The 19343-nt window shown below is 68.2% G+C and carries 15 protein-coding genes; 10 read left to right on the top strand and 5 right to left on the bottom strand.

Annotation, left to right across the window (positions count from 1 at the left end):
* The first annotated feature begins 219 nt into the window (after positions 1-219).
* From ACIP79_RS06960 to ACIP79_RS06950, 3 genes are all read left to right on the top strand, one after another.
* Positions 220-903: a PadR family transcriptional regulator gene (locus tag ACIP79_RS06960; protein WP_383683604.1), complete on the top strand. Its 684-nt coding sequence runs from the start codon at positions 220-222 to the stop codon at positions 901-903.
* A gap of 44 nt (positions 904-947) precedes the next feature.
* Positions 948-2030, top strand: a complete 1083-nt coding sequence (locus tag ACIP79_RS06955; RefSeq protein WP_383683603.1) for an inositol-3-phosphate synthase — start codon at positions 948-950, stop codon at positions 2028-2030.
* Positions 2031-2128: 98 nt separating this feature from the next.
* Positions 2129-3394 carry an MFS transporter gene (locus ACIP79_RS06950; protein ID WP_401220287.1) on the top strand — a complete coding sequence of 422 codons (1266 nt, stop codon included), beginning with the start codon at positions 2129-2131 and terminating at the stop codon, positions 3392-3394.
* Between the two features lie 105 nt (positions 3395-3499).
* Here the strand turns inward: ACIP79_RS06950 and ACIP79_RS06945 are convergent, their stop codons facing one another.
* The gene (locus ACIP79_RS06945) at positions 3500-4966 is read right to left on the bottom strand and encodes a CCA tRNA nucleotidyltransferase (protein WP_401220284.1); all 1467 of its coding nucleotides are present in this window, start codon (positions 4964-4966) and stop codon (positions 3500-3502) included.
* A 220-nt stretch (positions 4967-5186) separates the two neighbouring features.
* Between ACIP79_RS06945 and ACIP79_RS06940 the strand changes: the two genes are divergently transcribed.
* The 7 genes from ACIP79_RS06940 to trxA all read left to right on the top strand — a co-directional run bounded on the left by ACIP79_RS06940 (position 5187) and on the right by trxA (position 14957).
* The gene (locus ACIP79_RS06940) at positions 5187-7598 is read left to right on the top strand and encodes a DUF6049 family protein (protein WP_401220281.1); all 2412 of its coding nucleotides are present in this window, start codon (positions 5187-5189) and stop codon (positions 7596-7598) included.
* A 46-nt stretch (positions 7599-7644) separates the two neighbouring features.
* Positions 7645-9906, top strand: a complete 2262-nt coding sequence (gene murJ / locus ACIP79_RS06935) for a murein biosynthesis integral membrane protein MurJ (protein WP_401220278.1) — start codon at positions 7645-7647, stop codon at positions 9904-9906.
* Positions 9907-10022: 116 nt separating this feature from the next.
* On the top strand, positions 10023-11744 hold the full coding sequence (locus ACIP79_RS06930) for a protein kinase family protein (RefSeq protein ID WP_401220275.1): 1722 nt from the start codon (positions 10023-10025) through the stop codon (positions 11742-11744).
* A gap of 28 nt (positions 11745-11772) precedes the next feature.
* Positions 11773-12489 carry an RNA polymerase sigma factor SigM gene (gene sigM / locus ACIP79_RS06925; protein WP_401220272.1) on the top strand — a complete coding sequence of 239 codons (717 nt, stop codon included), beginning with the start codon at positions 11773-11775 and terminating at the stop codon, positions 12487-12489.
* Positions 12490-12494: 5 nt separating this feature from the next.
* Positions 12495-13436, top strand: coding sequence for an anti-sigma factor family protein (locus ACIP79_RS06920; protein ID WP_401220269.1), 942 nt, complete (start codon positions 12495-12497; stop codon positions 13434-13436).
* A 183-nt stretch (positions 13437-13619) separates the two neighbouring features.
* Entirely contained in the window at positions 13620-14585 is a 966-nt protein-coding gene (trxB, locus tag ACIP79_RS06915) for a thioredoxin-disulfide reductase (RefSeq protein ID WP_383683593.1), read from the top strand.
* 42 nt (positions 14586-14627) lie between these two features.
* Positions 14628-14957, top strand: coding sequence for a thioredoxin (gene trxA / locus ACIP79_RS06910; protein ID WP_326721946.1), 330 nt, complete (start codon positions 14628-14630; stop codon positions 14955-14957).
* Positions 14958-15078: 121 nt separating this feature from the next.
* Here the strand turns inward: trxA and ACIP79_RS06905 are convergent, their stop codons facing one another.
* The 4 genes from ACIP79_RS06905 to rsmG form a co-directional block, all read right to left on the bottom strand.
* Positions 15079-15696 (bottom strand): GNAT family N-acetyltransferase, encoded by a 618-nt coding sequence (locus tag ACIP79_RS06905; protein WP_401220264.1) that lies wholly within the window; start codon positions 15694-15696, stop codon positions 15079-15081.
* A 328-nt stretch (positions 15697-16024) separates the two neighbouring features.
* Positions 16025-17122, bottom strand: coding sequence for a ParB/RepB/Spo0J family partition protein (locus ACIP79_RS06900; protein ID WP_401220261.1), 1098 nt, complete (start codon positions 17120-17122; stop codon positions 16025-16027).
* A complete protein-coding gene (locus ACIP79_RS06895) occupies positions 17119-18192 on the bottom strand; it encodes a ParA family protein (RefSeq protein ID WP_387187044.1) in 1074 nt (357 codons plus the stop codon). Before ACIP79_RS06895 ends, ACIP79_RS06900 begins: the two co-directional genes overlap by 4 nt.
* Positions 18193-18533: 341 nt before the next feature.
* The gene (gene rsmG, locus ACIP79_RS06890) at positions 18534-19250 is read right to left on the bottom strand and encodes a 16S rRNA (guanine(527)-N(7))-methyltransferase RsmG (protein WP_401220258.1); all 717 of its coding nucleotides are present in this window, start codon (positions 19248-19250) and stop codon (positions 18534-18536) included.
* Between the last annotated feature and the right edge of the window lie 93 nt (positions 19251-19343).

Raw genomic sequence — 19343 nt, 5'->3', positions numbered from 1 at the left:
TGTGCATGCCGCACAGACTACGCACCGTCAAAACCCGCCTAGGGCCGAAGTTCACCCCAAATCAGGCAACTTGCTTCGTATGAATCAGTGATGTGACGCCGTTCACCGTGACCCCTCTTGCCGCATCCGAGTGGCCGTTCTATCGTGTCGATGTATCGAGTCGATACATCAGCTCGGCATAAAGACCGTGCCAGGCGACAGCAACAGGGAGGAGGCGACGTGAGCCGGCGTTCCGGGATCCTCGAGTTCGCTGTCCTCGGCCTGCTCCGCGAGTCCCCGATGCACGGCTATGAGCTGCGTAAACGGCTCAACACGTCACTGGGTGTGTTCCGCGCCTTCAGTTACGGAACGCTCTATCCCTGCCTCAAGACGCTGGTCACCAACGGCTGGTTGATCGAAGAGCCGGGAGCCTCACCCGAAGACACCCTCGCCGCTCCGCTCGCGGGGCGGCGGGCCAAGATCGTCTACCGATTGACGGCGGAAGGTAAGGAACACTTCGAGGAGCTGCTCTCCCAGACGGGTCCCGACGCTTACGAGGACGAGCACTTCGCCGCTCGCTTCGCCTTCTTCGGGCAGACGTCACGCGACGTACGCATGCGCGTACTGGAGGGCCGCCGCAGCCGCCTCGAGGAGCGCCTGGAGAAGATGAGCGCTTCTCTGGCGCGGACCCGGGAGCGCCTCGACGACTACACGCTTGAGCTCCAGCGCCACGGAATGGAGTCCGTGGAGCGCGAAGTGCGCTGGCTGAACGAGCTCATCGAGAGCGAGCGGGCGGGACGGGACATCAAGAGTCCCGGCCCCGAAGGCTCCGCTCAGCAGGACAGCACATCTGGCGAGACGGGCGGCCTGCCCCGGCACCGGGACAGCTCCCGGCCGGATCCGTCCGACGACACCACCACGTGAGCCCCCGTTCGGGGTCTCACCAGCACATACAGGGAGCAATCGGAATGGGTTCGGTTCGCGTAGCCATTGTCGGTGTGGGCAACTGCGCCGCCTCGCTGGTTCAGGGCGTCGAGTACTACAAGGACGCCGACCCGTCGGCGAAGGTGCCCGGCCTGATGCACGTCCGGTTCGGCGAGTACCACGTCGGTGACGTCGAGTTCGTCGCCGCGTTCGACGTCGACGCGAAGAAGGTCGGCCTCGACCTCTCCGACGCCATCGGGGCCAGCGAGAACAACACCATCAAGATTTGCGACGTCCCGAACAAGGGCGTCACGGTCCAGCGCGGCCACACCCTCGACGGTCTCGGCAAGTACTACCGCCAGACCATCGAGGAGTCCGACGAGACCCCGGTCGACATCGTCCAGACCCTCAAGGACAAGCAGGTCGACGTCCTCATCTGCTACCTGCCCGTCGGTTCCGAGGACGCGGCGAAGTTCTACGCCCAGTGCGCCATCGACGCCAAGGTCGCCTTCGTCAACGCCCTCCCGGTCTTCATCGCCGGCACCAAGGAGTGGGCGGACAAGTTCACCGAGGCCGGTGTCCCGATCGTCGGCGACGACATCAAGTCGCAGGTCGGCGCCACCATCACGCACCGTGTGATGGCGAAGCTGTTCGAGGACCGCGGTGTCCGTCTCGAGCGCACCATGCAGCTCAACGTCGGCGGCAACATGGACTTCAAGAACATGCTGGAGCGCGACCGCCTCGAGTCCAAGAAGATCTCGAAGACGCAGGCCGTCACCTCGCAGATCCCGGACCGCGACCTGGGCGAGAAGAACGTCCACATCGGCCCGTCGGACTACGTGCAGTGGCTGGACGACCGCAAGTGGGCGTACGTGCGCCTCGAGGGCCGCGCCTTCGGTGACGTCCCGCTGAGCCTCGAGTACAAGCTCGAGGTCTGGGACTCCCCGAACTCCGCGGGTGTCATCATCGACGCCCTGCGCGCCGCGAAGATCGCCAAGGACCGCGGCATCGGTGGCCCGATCCTCTCCGCGTCGAGCTACTTCATGAAGTCCCCGCCGGTCCAGTACTTCGACGACGAGGCCTACGCGAACGTCGAGAAGTTCATCAAGGGCGAGGTCGAGCGCTAGCGAACGGCTGAGGGGCGCTGACGCTCCTCTCGTCGAAGGCTGTTGAGAGCCCCCGGGCAGTCGCCCGGGGGCTCTCCTCGTGTGTGAGGCTGTGCCCCATGGCTGTCGTGCGTGACCTGCGGATACTCCTGCGCTTCCAGGGCTTCAGGCGCCTGCTCGGCGTACGGCTGCTCTCCCAGGGCGCCGACGGGGTCTACCAGATCGCCCTCGCCACCTACGTCGTCTTCTCGCCGGAGAAGCAGACCTCGGCAGGCTCGATCGCCTCCGCGATGGCGGTCCTGCTACTGCCGTACTCCATCATCGGCCCCTTCGCCGGCGTCCTGCTGGACCGCTGGCGGCGCCGTCAAGTCTTCCTGTACGGCAACCTGCTGCGGGCGGCGCTGGCGTGCGTGACGGCCGTCCTGATGCTGAGCCATGTCCCGGACTGGCTCTTCTACGTCTCCGCACTGTGCGTCACCGCGGTCAATCGCTTCGTCCTGTCCGGCCTCTCCGCCGCGCTGCCCCGCGTCGTCGACTCCGACCGGCTGGTCATGGCCAACTCACTGTCACCCACCGCCGGCACGCTCGCCGCGACCATGGGCGGCGGAGTCGCGTTCGTCGTACGGCTCGTCGGCTCGGACTCCGACGCGGCGGTCGTCCTCGTCGGGGCAGCCCTGTACCTGTGCTCGGCCCTGGCCTCCCTGCGCCTCGCCCCGGAACTCCTCGGCCCCGACCAGGAGTTGGCACCGACCAGGCTGTCCACAGCGCTCACCGGCACCGCCCGCGGCCTCGTTGCGGGTGTACGTCACCTGGTCGAGCCCGCGCGGCGGGAGGCGGCCTGGGCGCTGCTGGCGATGACGGTGATGCGTTTCTGTTACGGCGCTCTGACCGTCATGGTGCTCATGCTGTGCCGGTACGCCTGGACGTCCGGCTCGGACGACGACGGGCTCGCGCTGCTGGGGCTCGCGTTGGGGGTGTCCGCTGCGGGGTTCTTCGTCGCCGCGGTGGTGACACCGTGGGCTGCCGGGCGACTGGGCCCCAGCGGCTGGATCGTCACATGCGCCGGAGCCGCGGCCGTCCTGGAGCCGACACTCGGCCTGCCGTTCGCCGTTGCCCCCATGCTGGCGGCCGCCTTCATCCTGGGTCTGACCACCCAGGGATCGAAGATCGCTACGGACACGATCGTGCAGTCGTCGGTCGACGACGCCTACCGGGGCCGGATCTTCTCCGTCTACGACGTCCTCTTCAACGTCGCCTTCGTCGGCGCGGCGGCAGTGGCCGCGCTGGTCCTGCCTCCTGATGGGCGTTCGGCATCCCTCGTCGTCACCGTGGCGGTCCTCTACGCGGCGGTGGCCGTGGTGCTGGCCCGCCTGAGGGTGCGATAGGTGGTATCCGCGTGACGGTGGGGGCGATGTTTCACGTGAAACATCGCCCCCACCGTCACGCGCCGGGTCTTGTTTCACGTGAAACAAGACCCGGCGCCGAGAACCTCACTCCTGCGCGGCCCACCATTCCTTGAGTGCCGCGACGGCCGCATCGTGCTCCATGGGCCCGTTCTCCAGCCGAAGCTCCAACAGGAACTTGTATGCCTGACCGATGGCTGGGCCGGGGCCGATGCCGAGGATGCCCATGATCTCGTTGCCGTCGAGGTCGGGGCGGATCGAGTCCAGCTCCTCCTGATCCTGAAGCTGGGCGATGCGCTCCTCCAACCCGTCGTACGCCCGGGAGAGCGCGGTGGCCTTGCGCTTGTTGCGTGTGGTGCAGTCGGAACGGGTCAGCTTGTGCAGGCGGTCAAGCAGGGGGCCGGCGTCGCGCACATAGCGACGGACGGCGGAGTCCGTCCACTCGCCGGTGCCGTACCCGTGGAAACGCAGGTGGAGTTCGACCAGCCGCGAGACGTCCTTCACGAGCTCGTTCGAGTACTTGAGCTCCGTCATCCCCCTCTTGGTCATCTTGGCGCCCACCACCTCGTGGTGGTGGAAGGAGACCCGGCCGTCGTCCTCGAAGCGGCGCGTCCTCGGCTTGCCGATGTCGTGCAGCAGTGCGGCGAGCCGAAGGACAAGGTCGGGACCGTCCTCCTCCAACTCCATCGCCTGCTCAAGGACGATCAGCGTGTGGTCGTAGACGTCCTTGTGCCGGTGGTGCTCGTCGCGCTCCAGACGGAGGGCGGGAAGCTCCGGCAGCACATGGTCGGCGAGCCCGGTGTCGACGAGCAGCGTCAGGCCCTTGCGCGGGTACGCGGAAAGGATCAGCTTGTTCAGCTCGTCCCGCACCCGCTCGGCGGAGACGATCTCGATGCGGCCGGCCATGTCCGTCATCGCGGCCACCACCTCGGGCGCCACCTCGAAGTCCAGCTGCGCGGCGAACCGCGCGGCCCGCATCATCCGCAGCGGGTCGTCGGAGAAGGAGGCCTCAGGGGTGCCCGGAGTCCGCAGCACGCGACCTGCCAGGTCCTCCAGGCCTCCGTGCGGGTCGATGAAGTCCTTCACCGGCAGCGCGACCGCCATGGCGTTCACGGTGAAGTCCCGGCGCACGAGATCTTCCTCGATGGAGTCGCCGTAGGACACCTCGGGCTTGCGTGAGGTCCGGTCGTACGCCTCGGAGCGGTACGTCGTGATCTCGATCTGGAACGACTGCCGCTCATCGCCCACACGGGCGTCCTTCTGTGCGCCGACTGTGCCGAAGGCGATCCCGACCTCCCACACGGCGTCCGCCCAGGGACGCACGATCTTCAGTACGTCCTCGGGGCGGGCGTCGGTAGTGAAGTCCAGATCGTTACCGAGCCGGCCAAGGAGCGCGTCCCGGACCGAGCCCCCGACCAGGGCGAGGGAGAACCCGGCCTCCTGGAATCGGCGGGCGAGCTCGTCGGCGACAGGGGACACCCGCAGCAGCTCACTCACTGCGCGGCGCTGCACCTGGCTCAGGGCACTGAGGTTGTCTTCGTTGGCGTTCGGCACAACAGAAAAGGGTACGTGGCCGGGGCACCGCGGGGCGCCTCCATAAAACGTGCACAGCGGTCCCTCCGGTTGGGCCGCCGATAGACGCACATACAGGACACTCGGCCCGGTCCGCTGATCTTGTGGAGCAGTCCGCGGCACTTCCCCTCAGCGCACATCGTTACCATGCGTGGACGCACATTCCGACGACCACTGACAACCACGAGGGACGGGCGAGCGCGTGGCCGAGGCGGCAGACTTCCAGGGGATGAATCCCTCACCTGCCCGCCGGTGGCTCCGGCGCAGCGGCGCACTGCTCGCCGGTGTGCCCTTGCTGACCGGCCTGGTCCAGCTGCCTCTGGGCGTGCCCGCGCACGCCGCCGAGAAGGCCGCCGTGGCGGACGCCACCGCATCGGGCACGGTCGATGTCTCAATCGACTCACTCAGCCCCAGCGCGCCCACGACCGGCGACACCATCACCGTCTCCGGCACGGTCACCAACAAGGGCAAGCAGGCGATCACCGACGCGCACGTGGGCGTGCGTGTGGGTCCGTCCCTCAACAGCCGCTCGGCGATCGACAGTGCCGCGAAGCGCACCGGGTTCCAGCCGGGCGTCGATCCCACCGAGGTCGGCGGCGACTACGTCGCGAAGATCTCCTCGCTCGCCCCAGGGGTCGCGCAGCCCTTCACCATCTCGGTGCCCGTCGACGAGCTGGATCTCGGCGCCGACGGTGTCTACCAGTTCGCCGTCTCCCTCACCGGCCGGACCGCCGCCCAGCAGTGGGACCAGATTCTCGGCATCCAGCGGACGTTCCTGCCCTGGCAGCCGGACGCGGCCGACACGAAGACGAAAACGACGTTTCTCTGGCCGCTGATCTCCACGGTCCACCTCACGGCGGAGACCGGCTCGGACGAGCAGCAGACGCCCGTCTTCGAGAACGACGACCTGGCGACGGAGATCTCCCCGGGCGGACGCCTGGACCAGTTGGTGTCCCTGGGCAGCGACCTGGACGTCACCTGGGTGCTCGACCCGGACCTGCTGGCCTCCGTGGACGCCATGACGCGCAGCTACCAGATCCAGGACGGCGAGACCACCACGGCCGGCAAGAACCAGGCGATCGCCAAGGCGTGGCTCGCCAAGCTGGAGAAGACGGTCGAGGACAAGGAAGTCGTCGCCCTCCCCTTCGCCGACCCCGACCTGGCGTCACTGGCGCACAACGGCACGAACGTCACCGGCTCCCTGAGCCACCTCAAGGACGCCACGGACGTGGCCGCCAGCACGGTCGACACGATCCTGCACATCACGCCGAACACCGACTTCGCCTGGCCCGCGGACGGCGCCCTCGACCCGTCGATCGTCAAGGTCGCCACCTCCGCGGGCGCCGACAAGGTGATCGCCCGCAGCGACAGCCTGGGTGAGACGGGCGGCCTGTCGTACTCGCCGACCGCCGCCCGCCCGATCGGCGGCGGAACGACCGCGGTGGTCGCGGACGCCCGGCTGTCGACCGAGTTCCAGGGCGACATGACCGAGGCCGACAACTCCACGCTCGCTGTGCAGGAGTTCCTCGCCCAGAGCCTGGCGATCACCCTCCAGGAGCCCAACAAGCAACGCAGCATCGTGATCGCCCCCCAGCGCATGCCGTCGGCCAGCCAGGCCCAGACGATGGCCCAGACACTGACGGCCATCCAGGACGGGAACTGGTCGCAGTCCCAGGACCTGTCCGCGGCCGCGAGGGCCAAGCCGGACCCGGGTGCCACCACGAAGGTGCCCGCCGAGTCCGCCTATCCCGCCGCGCTGCGCAAGCAGGAGCTGCCGCAGTCGGCCTTCGAGTGGATCCGGGACACGCAGACCAGTCTCGACAACTTCAAGGTCATCCTGACCGACCAGTCCCGTGTGGTCACCCCGTTCGGCCGGGCGATGGACCGTGGGATGTCCACCTCCTGGCGCGGCCGGCCCGCTCCGGCGGCGACCTTCCGCGCGAGCGTCTCGTCGTATCTGAACGACCTCACCGGCCTGGTGAGACTGATCGACAAGTCCGACGCGAAGCTCTCGGGCCGCAGTGCCACGATCCCCGTGACCGTGCAGAACAACCTCGTACAGGGCGTGGACCGCCTGGTCCTGCGCCTCACGTCCCAGCAGCCGACTCGCCTCAAGATCGGCGACGGCCCCTACGACGAGCAGCCGATCACGGTCGCGGGTGAGCACAGCCAGTCGGTGAAGTTCACCACCTCGACCAAGGCCAACGGCCCGGTCAAGGTGGTCGCCCAGCTGTACACGCAGGACGGACAGAGATACGGCGCCCCGGTCACCTTCGAGGTGAAGGTCACCGAGATCACCTCCACGGTGATGCTCGTCATCGGTGGCGGCGTCCTGTTGCTGGTGCTCGCCGGGTTCCGGATGTACACCCAGCGCAAGCGGGCGGCCGTCCAGCGGCCCGGGGACGACACCGGCGAGGACGGGGTCCCGGGCGAGGGCGGAGGCGGCGGCATGCCCGCGGCGGGCAGCCCCTCCGAGGGCCTTCAGGACCGCCCCGCGGGCGAGTTCCGCACGGGGTCCGGGGAAGACGACCCGCAGCACCCGAGTGACCTGACACCGGACACCGCAGCGGAAAGCACCGGCCCGTCCGGGACGGGTGAGAGAGTGGACCGTTGAGCGATGTCGTGGCCGGTGGGCCCGGGGACGATGAGGTGGGGTAACCATGAACGCGCCGTACGACGGTGACCGCGGTCAGGGCGCGGGCGGCTCCGGCTACCCCGAGGGCTATCCGGAGCAGGGCACCGGGAACTCCGGCTATCCCGAGGGGTATCCCGAGGGTCCGCCCCCGGAGGCCGGGCAGCTGCCTCAAGGCCCTCCCGCGGACGTGTACTTCCAGGACGCGTACGCCCAGGACCCCTACCGAGCGCAGGACCTCTCCGCCCAGGACCCCGTGACCGAGGCGCTCTACGACCGCGCCGCGCACCCCCCGCCGCCCCCCGGCTCGTACTACCCGCAGCCTCCGCTCTACGGCCAGCCGCCCACCACGCAGTACGCCCCCGACCCACGCGTCTGGGCCCAGACGCCCCCGCCGGAACCCTCGGGCCCGACGCGGCACCTGCCCTATGGCGAGGACGCGCGCACCACCCAGTTCGTGGGCGTCGACGACCTGGTCACCCAGGCGGGCGAGCAGCAGCACGAGCCCGACGCCTTCGCCCACCTCTTCCGTGACCAGGGACAGGGAGGGGGCCGGCCGTACGCCGGTCCGCCCGGCGTACCGTCGCCGGCCCCCGAACCGGCTCCGGCCCCCGAACCGCCGCCCTCGAACGCGGGCACGTCCGCCCCGAGGAAGTCCGGAGGACGCGTCTCGGGGATGCTCCAGTCGAGCGCGGTGATGGCGGCGGGAACGCTGGTGTCCCGGCTCACCGGCTTCGTGCGCACCATGATCATCACGGCTGCCCTGGGCGCCGCGACACTCGGCGACACCTGGACCGTCGCCTACACCCTGCCGACGATGATCTACATCCTCACCGTCGGCGGAGGCCTCAACTCGGTCTTCGTTCCCCAGCTGGTGCGCTCCATGAAGGACGACGAGGACGGTGGTGAGGCGTACGCCAACCGCCTGCTGACCCTCGTCATGGTCGCCCTCGCCGTGATCGTCGCCGCCGCGGTCTTCGCCGCGCCGCTGCTGATCCAGCTGATGTCGAACCCCATCGCGAGCGACCCGGCGTCCAACAACGTCGCGGTGTCCTTCGCCCGTTACTGCCTGCCCACGATCTTCTTCATGGGCGTCCATGTGGTCATGGGTCAGATCCTGAACGCCCGCGGCAAGTTCGGCGCGATGATGTGGACTCCGGTCCTCAACAACATCGTCATGATCTTCACCTTCGGCATGTTCCTCTGGGTGTACGGGACCGCCGCGGACTCCGGCATGACGGTGAGCAGCATCCCGCCGGACGGCATCCGCCTGCTCGGCATCGGTACCCTGCTCGGCCTGGTCGTGCAGGCCTTGGCGATGATTCCGTATCTGCGTGAGACCGGCTTCCGGTTCCGCCCGCGCTTCGACTGGAAGGGCCACGGTCTCGGCAAGGCGGTCAAGCTCGCCAAGTGGACCGTGCTCTTCGTCCTCGCCAACCAGGCGGGCGTCCTCGTCGTCACCCAGCTGGCCACCGCGGCCGGCAAGGCGTCCGGCAAGAGCGGCGCCGGCATCATGGCCTACTCCAACGCGCAGCTGATCTGGGGCATGCCGCAGGCGATCATCACGGTCTCCGTCATGGCGGCCATGCTGCCGCGGATCTCACGGGCCGCCCACGACGGCGATCCCGGCGCTGTCCGCGACGACATCTCCCAGGGCCTGCGCACCTCGGCCGTCGCGATCGTCCCGGTCTCCTTCATGTTCGTCGCCCTGGGCATCCCGATGTGCACCCTGCTCTTCGGCTCCAGCGGTATCTCCGCCGCCCAGTCCATGGGGTACGTCCTCATGGCGTTCGGTCTCGGCCTGATCCCGTTCTCGGTGCAGTACGTCGTCCTGCGCGGGTTCTACGCGTACGAGGACACCCGCACCCCCTTCTACAACACGGTCATCGTGGCCGCGGTGAACGCCGCGGCCTCGGCCGTCTGTTACGTGGTCCTGCCGGCCCAGTGGGCCGTCGTCGGCATGGCGGGTTCGTACGGCCTGGCGTACGCCGTCGGCGTCGGTGTCGCCTGGCAGCGGCTGCGCAGGCGGCTGGACGGCGACCTGGACGGCGGCCGCGTCCTGCGGACGTACGCGCGGCTCTGCCTGGCGTGCATCCCAGGTGCCCTGGCAGGTGCCGCCGTCGGGTTCGCGATCACCAGGGCGCTCGGACACGGCGCCCTCGGATCGATCGCGGCGCTGATCGCGGGATCGATCGCCCTCCTCGGCGTCTTCTACGTCGCGGCACGGAAGATGCGCATCGAAGAGCTCAACTCTCTGGTCGGAATGGTCCGCGGGCGCCTGGGACGCTGAGGCGGGGGTAAGCGCACAACCATCATTCGCCGCCGCGTGTCGTGCATAGCGGCGGACTGTGGGCACAATTGGTTTCTGCGTCGGAGCACGCAATGGATGGGGAGGCGGGAACGACGGTGGCGGAACGGAGCACGGCTGCCGTCGACGTGGCAGACAACAGTGGTGACGAGCCGCTGACCGCCAAGGCGGACCAGTCCACGGCCGACGGGGTGGCCCAGAAGCGGGAGCGGGACACGGACAGCGAAGAGGCACAGGGGAGCGGCGGGACCGAGCGTCCCGGAAAGGCCTCACCGCCCGAACTGCACAGCGGTCACAAACTCGCCAGACGCTACCGCCTCGAAGAGTGCGTCACCCGTCTGGACGGTTTCAGCAGTTGGCGTGCGGTGGACGAGAAACTCCGCCGTGCCGTCGGAGTGCATCTGCTGCCCGCCGACCATCCGCGGGCCCGTTCCGTACTGGCGGCGGCCCGCTCGTCCGCCCTGCTGGGCGACCCTCGCTTCGTTCAGGTCCTGGACGCGGTCGAGGAGAACGACCTCGTCTATGTGGTCCACGAATGGCTCCCGGACGCCACGGAGCTCACGACCCTTCTGGCTTCCGGCCCGCTGGAAGTGCACGACGTCTACCAGATGGCCAGTCAGGTCTCGCAGGCGATGGCCGCCGCGCACCGTGAGGGCCTGGCGCACCTGCGTCTGACGCCGGGCGCCGTGCTGCGCACCTCGTCCGGCCAGTGGCGCATTCGCGGACTCGCCGTCAACGCCGCGCTGCGCGGCATCACGTCCGAAACCCCGCAGCGCACCGACACGGAGGCGATCGGCGCGCTGCTGTACGCGACGCTGACCCACCGCTGGCCCTACGACAACGACGCCTACGGTCTGTCCGGGCTGCCCAAGGACATCGGTCTCATCGCTCCCGACCAGGTGCGTGCGGGCGTTCACCGGGGCCTGTCCGAGCTCACCATGCGCGCGCTCGCCAACGACGGGGCCACCGCCTCCCGCCACGAGACGCCGTGCACCACGCCGGAGGAGCTCGTGCGGGCGATCAACGAGATGCCCCGCATCCGCCCGCCGGAGCCCGAGTTCACCGCCCCGCCGGAGTACCAGCGCACGTCGTACCAGCAGGGCACGTACGGCCGTCAGACCTCGCACCTGGGTATGGGCGGCCCCTCGTCCGTGCCGACCCTGCCGTCCCCCCTGCAGAGCCGCACCGGCACGGCCCTCAAGTGGGCCGTCTCCGCTCTGCTCATCGCCGCGCTGGGTCTGGGCAGTTGGCAGCTCGCGGACGCGCTCATGGAACAGGGCAAGTCCGAGGACACCAACAGGACCCAGACGACGGACACCGACGACAAGTCGGGCGGCAAGGTCCAGGCGGTCAAGCCGCTCACCATCCAGGACTCGGCCGAGTACTACCCGGACGGCAAGCCGCAGCACGCCGGTGACGTGAAGCTGACCTACGACAAGGACAGTTCGACGTACTGGAGGACGTACTCCTACAAGGGCGGTCCGGTGCTGGCCCCGTTCAAGCAGGGCGTGGGAATCGTCTACGACCTCGGGTCCACCCAGAACCTGTCGGCCGCTTCGATAGGGCTGTACTACTCCGGCGACCACACGACGGCCACGCTCTACGCCGCCGACTCGCTCTCGTCGTCGGCCCCGTTGACCTCCATGGCGAAAATCGCGACGGCCACGACTACGGGCACGGGCCTGAAGATCTCGGTGAAGAAGCCGGTGGAGACTCGGTACGTTGTGCTGTGGCTCACCGCGGTGCCGCAGGCTCCTGCTGACGAGTTCAGCGGCTCCGGCTACAAGCAGGCCATCACGGACGTGAAGTTCACCGGCTGACGCTCGTCGGAAAAGGGGAGGGGGTCCGATGGCCGATGAAGCCACCTACGGCGAAGCAAGCGATCAGGACCTCCTCGCTCGTCATGTGGACGGCGACCCCGATGCCTTCGGTGAGCTCGTACGGCGTCACCGTGACCGTCTCTGGGCGGTGGCCCTGCGGACGCTGGGAGACCGCGAGGAGGCCGCTGACGCCGTCCAGGACGCCCTCGTCTCCGCGTACCGGGCCGCCCACACCTTCCGCGGCCAGTCGGCCGTCACCACTTGGCTGCACCGCATCACGGTGAACGCCTGCCTGGACCGCGCCCGCAAGGCCGCTTCCAGAAAGACATCGCCCGTCGATGACACCGAGCGCCTGGAGCAGCTCCTCGAACCGCACGAGTCCGCCGCCGCGCCGGCCGAGCGCAACGACCTGCACCGAGAACTCCTCACCGCCCTGGCGACTCTCCCGGCGGACCAGCGCGCGGCCCTGGTGCTGGTGGACATGCAGGGTTACCCCGTGGCGGAGGCCGCCCGCGCGCTCGACGTTCCGGTTGGGACGGTGAAGAGCCGGTGCGCTCGCGGCAGAGCCAGACTCCTCCCGTTGCTCTCCCACCTCCGCACGGAGGACGAGAACGGCGAGGGCCACAAGAAGTCGGGCGGCGGGCGGAACCGGACGCAGGGGACATCCGTCCCACCCGCAGCGGGACCACAAGACGTGGGGCCAAGCGATTCAGCGGCTGTGAAGGGCGGAGGTGGGAGAGCGTGACATCGATGACGGACACGGACGGGCACCCGGACGTCGCGGAGATCTCCGACCTCACCGAGGGTCTCCTCTCTCCCGCTCGCACCGCGGACATCCGGCGCCATCTCGAGGACTGCCCCCTCTGTGCGGACACGCACGACTCCCTGGAGGAGATCCGCGGTCTACTCGGCTCCCTGCCGGAACCGGCCCGTATGCCGGACGACGTGGCAGGCCGCATCGACGCGGCCCTGGCCGCGGAGGCTCTGCTGGGCGCCTCGACGCGGGGCACCGAGGCGGGTCCCAGGGACGACCACGGGACTGTTTCACGTGAAACATCGACCGCCGGAGCCCTCACCGTTTCATCCGACTCAGGCTCCTCCCCCTCCGCGAACCGCCCCTCGAAGCCTCGCGCGGCCACCGGTCCGGGCCGAGCCCATCGAGTACGTCAAGGACGCCATAGGGCGACGTTGATCGGCACAGCGTTCACGGCCGCCGCTCTTGGGCTGGGCGCGATCGTCCTGCAGGCAATGGACGACGACAGCTCGGGCAACACTCCTCGGGCAGCGGCGACGCAGGAATCGGGTTCGACCGTCACCTTCTCGGAAGGGTCGTTGGAGAGCCAGGTCTCCGATCTGCTCGCGAAGAACAGGAACGCGCAGAATCACTCCGGCAGCGACGAACCGTTCGGCGCCCAGTCCCACGGTGCCGGTTCCGGGTCTCCCGGAGTCGGCACCTTGGTCACGCCCTCCGTGACCGTCCCCGCCTGCATCCAGGAGGGAACGGGAAACAGCGGGGCAGTCCTCGCGGCGGAACCGGGTACGTACAACGGCACGAGCGTGTATCTCGTCGTGCAGCCCGACACTTCCGACAGCACGAAGGTCGCGGCGTACATCGTCGACGCGGCCTGTGTGCGGCAGTCCTCGACGTCTCCAGGAAAGCTCCTGCTCACGCAGTCGTACACGCCGTCCTGAGGCCTTCCGCTCCAACGCACTCCCTCTCGGGCGCCCTACGGCGTCTCTCCACGGTCGCGGGTCTCCGTGTGCCCGGACACAGCGGGAATGCTGGCCCCTTAGGATCCGTTGGGTGGGATGAGAGCTCTGAGAGAGACTCCCACCGGCAGTACGCAGCAGTCTTCAGAGACGAGGAATCAAGCCGTGACCGACGTCCGTAACGTGATCATCATCGGCTCAGGGCCGGCCGGCTACACGGCAGCGCTCTACACCGCGCGCGCGTCGCTCAAGCCGCTGGTCTTCGAGGGCGCCGTCACCGCGGGCGGTGCGCTGATGAACACCACCGAGGTGGAGAACTTCCCCGGCTTCCAGGACGGCATCATGGGCCCCGAGCTCATGGACAACATGCGCGCCCAGGCCGAGCGCTTCGGCGCCGAGCTGGTCCCGGACGACATCGTCGCCGTCGACCTGTCGGGTGAGATCAAGACGGTCACGGACACCGCCGGCACCGTCCACCGCGCCAAGGCTGTCATCGTCACGACGGGCTCGCAGCACCGCAAGCTCGGCCTGCCCAACGAGGACGCCCTCTCCGGACGCGGCGTCTCCTGGTGTGCCACCTGTGACGGCTTCTTCTTCAAGGACCACGACATCGCCGTCATCGGCGGTGGCGACACCGCGATGGAAGAGGCGACGTTCCTCTCCCGCTTCGCCAAGTCGGTGACGATCGTCCACCGTCGTGACACCCTCCGTGCCTCCAAGGCGATGCAGGAGCGGGCCTTCGCCGACCCGAAGATCAAGTTCGTCTGGGACAGCGAGATCGCCGAGATCGAGGGCGACCCGAAGCTCTCCGGTCTGAAGCTGCGCAACCTGAAGACGGGCGAGATCTCCGGCCTGCCGGTGACCGGCCTGTTCATCGCGATCGGCCACGACCCGCGCACCGAGCTCTTCAAGGGCCAGCTCGACCTGGACGGAGAGGGCTACCTCAAGGTGGAGGCCCCGTCGACCCGGACGAACCTGACCGGTGTCTTCGGCGCCGGTGACGTCGTCGACCACACGTACCGCCAGGCGATCACCGCGGCCGGCACCGGCTGCTCCGCCGCCCTGGACGCCGAGCGCTACCTCGCCGCCCTCGCGGACAACGAGGCCGCTGCCCCGGCCGCCACTGTCTGACCCCCGTCCGCCCCACCGCACCAACGAGTTAAGGAGCCCGCCGTGGCCGGCACCCTCAAGAACGTGACCGACGATTCCTTCGAGCAGGACGTCCTCAAGAACGACAAGCCCGTCCTGGTGGACTTCTGGGCCGCCTGGTGCGGGCCGTGCCGTCAGATCGCGCCGTCGCTCGAGGCGATCGCCGCCGAGTACGGCGACAAGATCGAGGTCGTCAAGCTCAACATCGACGAGAACCCGGGTATCGCCGCCAAGTACGGCGTCATGTCGATCCCGACCCTGAACGTCTACCAGGGTGGCGAGGTCGCCAAGACCATCGTGGGTGCCAAGCCGAAGGCCGCGATCGTGCGTGACCTTGAGGACTTCATCGCCTAGTAGTCGGTGAACTGCCGTGAGAGCGGCGGATGTTTCACGTGAAACACGAATGGGCCGTCCCTTCCGGGTCGGCCCATTCGTCGTGGAGAACCCGGTACGCCTTCTCCACGAGAAAGGTCGTCTACAGAGGACGGAGCGCCGGTTCCTTCTGCACGGCTCCCAGAAGGCGATCAAGCGCCAGCTCCACGTCTTCCTTCCACGAGAGCGTCGTCCGCAGCTCCAGCCTCAGGCGCGGATGCGTGGGGTGTGGCCGAACGGTCTTGAAGCCCACGGCGAGCAGATGGTCTGCGGGCAACAGGCAGGCGGGTTCTTTCCACCGCGCGTCCCCGAAGGCCTCGATCGCCTTGAAGCCCCGGCGCAACAGATCCTTCGCGACCGTCTGAACCATCACCCGGCCCAGTCCCTGCCCTTGGTAGCCCGGCAGGATGAAGGCGGTCATGAGCTGAACGGCATCCGGTGACACCGGGCTTGTGGGGAATGCCGTGGCCCGTGGGACGTAGGCCGGAGGGGCGTACATCACGAACCCCACTGGCACGTCGTCCACGTAGACGACACGGCCGCAGGATCCCCACTCCAGCAGGACGGCCGAGATCCAGGCTTCCTTCTCCAGTTCGGGGGTACCCGCTTTTACCGCGGCCTGCCCACGGACTGGGTCCAGTTCCCAGAAGACGCACGAGCGACAACGTTGGGGGAGGTCCTGAAGGTTGTCCAGCGTGAGCGGTACGAGCCGACGCCCCATGAAGGATGTTCCTCGCTTCCTTCGCCCGCGGCGTCACGGGCGGCTGTCAGAGCACTCCGCTCCCTGAGCAGGCTGCCGACGAACCCGCCGACCGCTCCCAGTCCCAGACCCGCGGTCACGAGTCCGGTACGGGTGATGGATTGCACGGCCCCCGCCTCCCCATGAAGGTGCTGCCAGGTGGATGCGCCATACCCCTAGGCATCGTATCCACGATGAGATTGCCTCGATACCGGCGGAAAGCAAAAGAGCGGGCCGCGTCCGGTGAGTACCGGACGCGGCCCGCTCTGATGGATCTGCCGCTCGGAGACCGTCCCGCCCACAGGGCGACTCAGGCCTCCGTGTCCTCGGAGTCGTCGTCCAGAAGGCTCTTCTGAAGGACCGGTCCTTCCCCCGGGGCGAGAGAGCCGAGGATCCGCTCAAGGTCGTCCATCGAGGCGAACTCGACAGTGATCTTGCCCTTCTTCTGGCCAAGGTCGACCTTCACCCGCGTCTCGAAGCGGTCCGAGAGGCGTGAAGCCAGGTCGCTGAGCGCCGGGGAGACCAGCGCGCCGGCCCGCGGACCCTTGGAACGCGCAGAGGTCTGCGGACGCGATCCCATGAGGGTCACGATCTCCTCGACCGCCCGCACCGAAAGCCCTTCGGCCACGATCCGGTGAGCCAGCCGGTCCTGCTCCTCCGAGTCGTCCACGGAGAGCAGGGCCCTCGCGTGCCCCGCGGAGAGAACTCCGGCGGCCACCCGGCGCTGCACCGCGGGAGACAGCTTCAGCAGACGCAGGGTGTTGGAGACCTGCGGACGGGACCGGCCGATACGGTCGGCGAGCTGGTCGTGCGTGCAGTTGAAGTCCTTGAGCAGCTGGTCGTAAGCCGCCGCCTCTTCCAACGGGTTCAGCTGCGCGCGGTGCAGGTTCTCCAGCAGGGCGTCCAGGAGAAGCTTGTCGTCGTCCGTGTCCCGGACGATCGCCGGAATGGCTTCGAGCCCGGCCTCACGGCATGCCCGGAAGCGCCGCTCGCCCATGATGAGCTCGTAGCGCGACGCGGCGACCTGGCGGACGACGACAGGCTGGAGAAGCCCGACCTCCTTGATGGAGGTGACGAGCTCGGCAAGAGCGTCCTCGTCGAACACCTCACGCGGCTGGCGCGGGTTCGGGTTGATGAAGTCGACGGGCAGTTCGGCGAAGTAGGCACCGGCAGGCGCCGAGTACTCCTCCAGAACTCCGTTCGACGACAGTTCCTCCGTCTCATGTGAGACAGGCGGCAGCAGGGCCACCTTCGCCGCTGCCACACCGCGCTCAGCGGTGAGGACGGGCACAGCCGTCGGCGAGGTGGAGACTGCACCCGTCCCGGAGGAACCCGCCTTCTCCCCTGTCGGTGCTGCAGGAATCAGTGCGCCGAGGCCACGCCCCAGTCCCCGTCGTCGCTCGCTCACTGGATCCCCTCCACCATGTTCTGACCATTCTGGATGCCCACGTGGGCAGGTTCCGCTTCGTACGCCACACCGACTCCTCGGAGGGCGATTTCTCGTGCTGCCTCAAGATACGAGAGAGCACCGCTCGATCCCGGATCGTAGGTCAGCACCGTCTGACCGTAGCTCGGCGCTTCGGAGATACGGACCGAGCGAGGGATGCTCGTGCGCAGTACCTCCTCACCGAAGTGACTGCGCACCTCCTCCGCGACCTGCGACGCCAGACGCGTCCGGCCGTCGTACATGGTGAGCAGGATCGTCGAGACGTGGAGGTCGGGGTTGAGATGCCCCCGCACCAGGTCCACGTTGCGCAGGAGCTGTCCCAGGCCTTCCAGTGCGTAGTACTCACACTGGATGGGGATGAGCACCTCCGCGCCGGCGACAAGCGCGTTCACCGTCAGCAGGCCGAGCGAGGGTGGGCAGTCGATGAGGATGTAGTCCAGCGGCTGCTCGTATGCCTGGATCGCCCGCTCCAGCCGACTCTCCCGTGCCACCAGAGACACCAACTCGATCTCGGCACCGGCGAGATCGATGGTGGCCGGCGCACAGAAGAGACCCTCGACATCGGGGACCGGCTGAACGACTTCGGAGAGCGGCTTGCTGTCGATCAGCACGTCGTAGATCGATGGAACTTCGGCGTGATGGTCGATGCCCAGCGCGGTGGAGGCGTTGCCCTGAGGGTCGAGGTCGATCACCAGGACACGGCCACCGTGCAGAGCGAGTGAGGCAGCAAGGTTGACCGTGGTCGTGGTCTTACCCACCCCGCCCTTCTGGTTGGCAACAACCATGACCCGGGTCTGCTCGGGCCGTGGCAGGCCCTCACCGGCGCGACCTAGCGCCTCCACTGCCAGTTGGGCAGCACGACCGATGGGAGTGTCGTCCATTGGAGGCGGTGTTTCACGTGAAACATCGTCCCCCATCGACTCGGTACGGGGACCGGGGACCGGATCGGTCATCGGTCCCGCGATGTTGGCGTCGGACCGCAAGGATTCACTCTCCTCGACTTCAGGCTCGCAATGAACAGAGCCTCCCATGCCTTCGGGGTCGTGAACCAGCGAGGCCCGTTCTTCTGTGGAGAAATCCACCTCTGTGGACAACTCCACACCCTGCCTGGGTGAACCGAGAGGTCTCCGGCCCCGGGGAGCGGCCGCAGCCCGGCCCCGACTGATGATTCCGTGCAACAGTGAGCGACGTTTCACGTGAAACACGATGCATAGGGTTCGGGACCATCACGGCGCGACACTCCGACATGCGTAGGTTTGGCAGCTTGTGTGGAGTACCGCTCGTCGTCAGGACGGATCAGCGATAGTGACGAAAAACTCCCGGCCCCGCAGAGCGGAGCCGGGAGTTCGAGGTCCATTTCAACCTCTCGGGCTCAGCGTCGCCGTCGCGTTCGACCGGTCCGGGCCGCCTTAGCCCGCTTCGCCGCGAAGCGCACACCGCCGGGGCTCTCCCCGACCTCGACCCGAACGACGGTGGAAAGCGGATCCACCACTCCCTCTCCGACCTGGAGCACGGAAGTCCTGGCGGCACCGAGCTTGCTGAGCGCCGTTGCAGCGCTCTTCAGCTCCTCTTCGGCGGTATCGCCCTTGAGGGCGAGCATCTCGCCGTAGGGGCGCAGTAGCGGGATCCCCCAGGCCGCCAGGCGGTCCAGGGGCGCCACGGCCCGCGCTGTCACCACATGGACGGGCTGAAGCTTGCCCATCACCTCCTCGGCGCGACCCCGGACGACCGTCACATGGTCGAGGCCCAGGAGTTCCACGACCTCGGTGAGGAAGTTGGTACGCCGCAGCAGCGGCTCGAGCAGGGTGATCTTGAGGTCCTCGCGGACGAGCGCCAGGGGAATGCCCGGCAGCCCGGCGCCCGAGCCGACATCGCAGACCGTCACCCCTTCAGGTACGACCTCGGAGAGCACCGCACAGTTCAGGATGTGCCGCTCCCAGAGGCGGGGGACCTCACGCGGGCCGATCAGTCCGCGCTGCACCCCTGCCTCGGCCAAGAGCTCCGCGTACCGGACCGCGTCCGCGAAGCGATTACCGAATACCTCACGCGCCTGCTCGGGCGCGGGAGGAAGCTCCGCTGCCTCCGTCACGGGGACCGTCCTTCCGTACCGCATAAGCGCACTGAGCGCTGACCACCAGGACCATCAGGGACTACGGGGTGCCACCCGGCGCTGCCGGGAACT

This window comes from Streptomyces sp. NPDC088747, assembly GCF_044751025.1.
Taxonomy (GTDB): domain Bacteria; phylum Actinomycetota; class Actinomycetes; order Streptomycetales; family Streptomycetaceae; genus Streptomyces.
Note: the sequence above shows the minus strand (reverse complement) of the source record. Positions and strands in the feature narration are given on the sequence as shown.

Coding starts and splice junctions, on each gene's coding strand:
- ACIP79_RS06950 (WP_401220287.1), top strand. CDS start 2,129: ATGGCTGTCGTGCGTGACCTGCGGATACTCCTGCGCTTCCAGGGCTTC.
- murJ (WP_401220278.1), top strand. CDS start 7,645: ATGAACGCGCCGTACGACGGTGACCGCGGTCAGGGCGCGGGCGGCTCC.
- sigM (WP_401220272.1), top strand. CDS start 11,773: ATGGCCGATGAAGCCACCTACGGCGAAGCAAGCGATCAGGACCTCCTC.
- ACIP79_RS06895 (WP_387187044.1), bottom strand. CDS start 18,192: ATGGGAGGCTCTGTTCATTGCGAGCCTGAAGTCGAGGAGAGTGAATCC.
- ACIP79_RS06920 (WP_401220269.1), top strand. CDS start 12,495: ATGACGGACACGGACGGGCACCCGGACGTCGCGGAGATCTCCGACCTC.
- ACIP79_RS06955 (WP_383683603.1), top strand. CDS start 948: ATGGGTTCGGTTCGCGTAGCCATTGTCGGTGTGGGCAACTGCGCCGCC.
- ACIP79_RS06905 (WP_401220264.1), bottom strand. CDS start 15,696: ATGGGGCGTCGGCTCGTACCGCTCACGCTGGACAACCTTCAGGACCTC.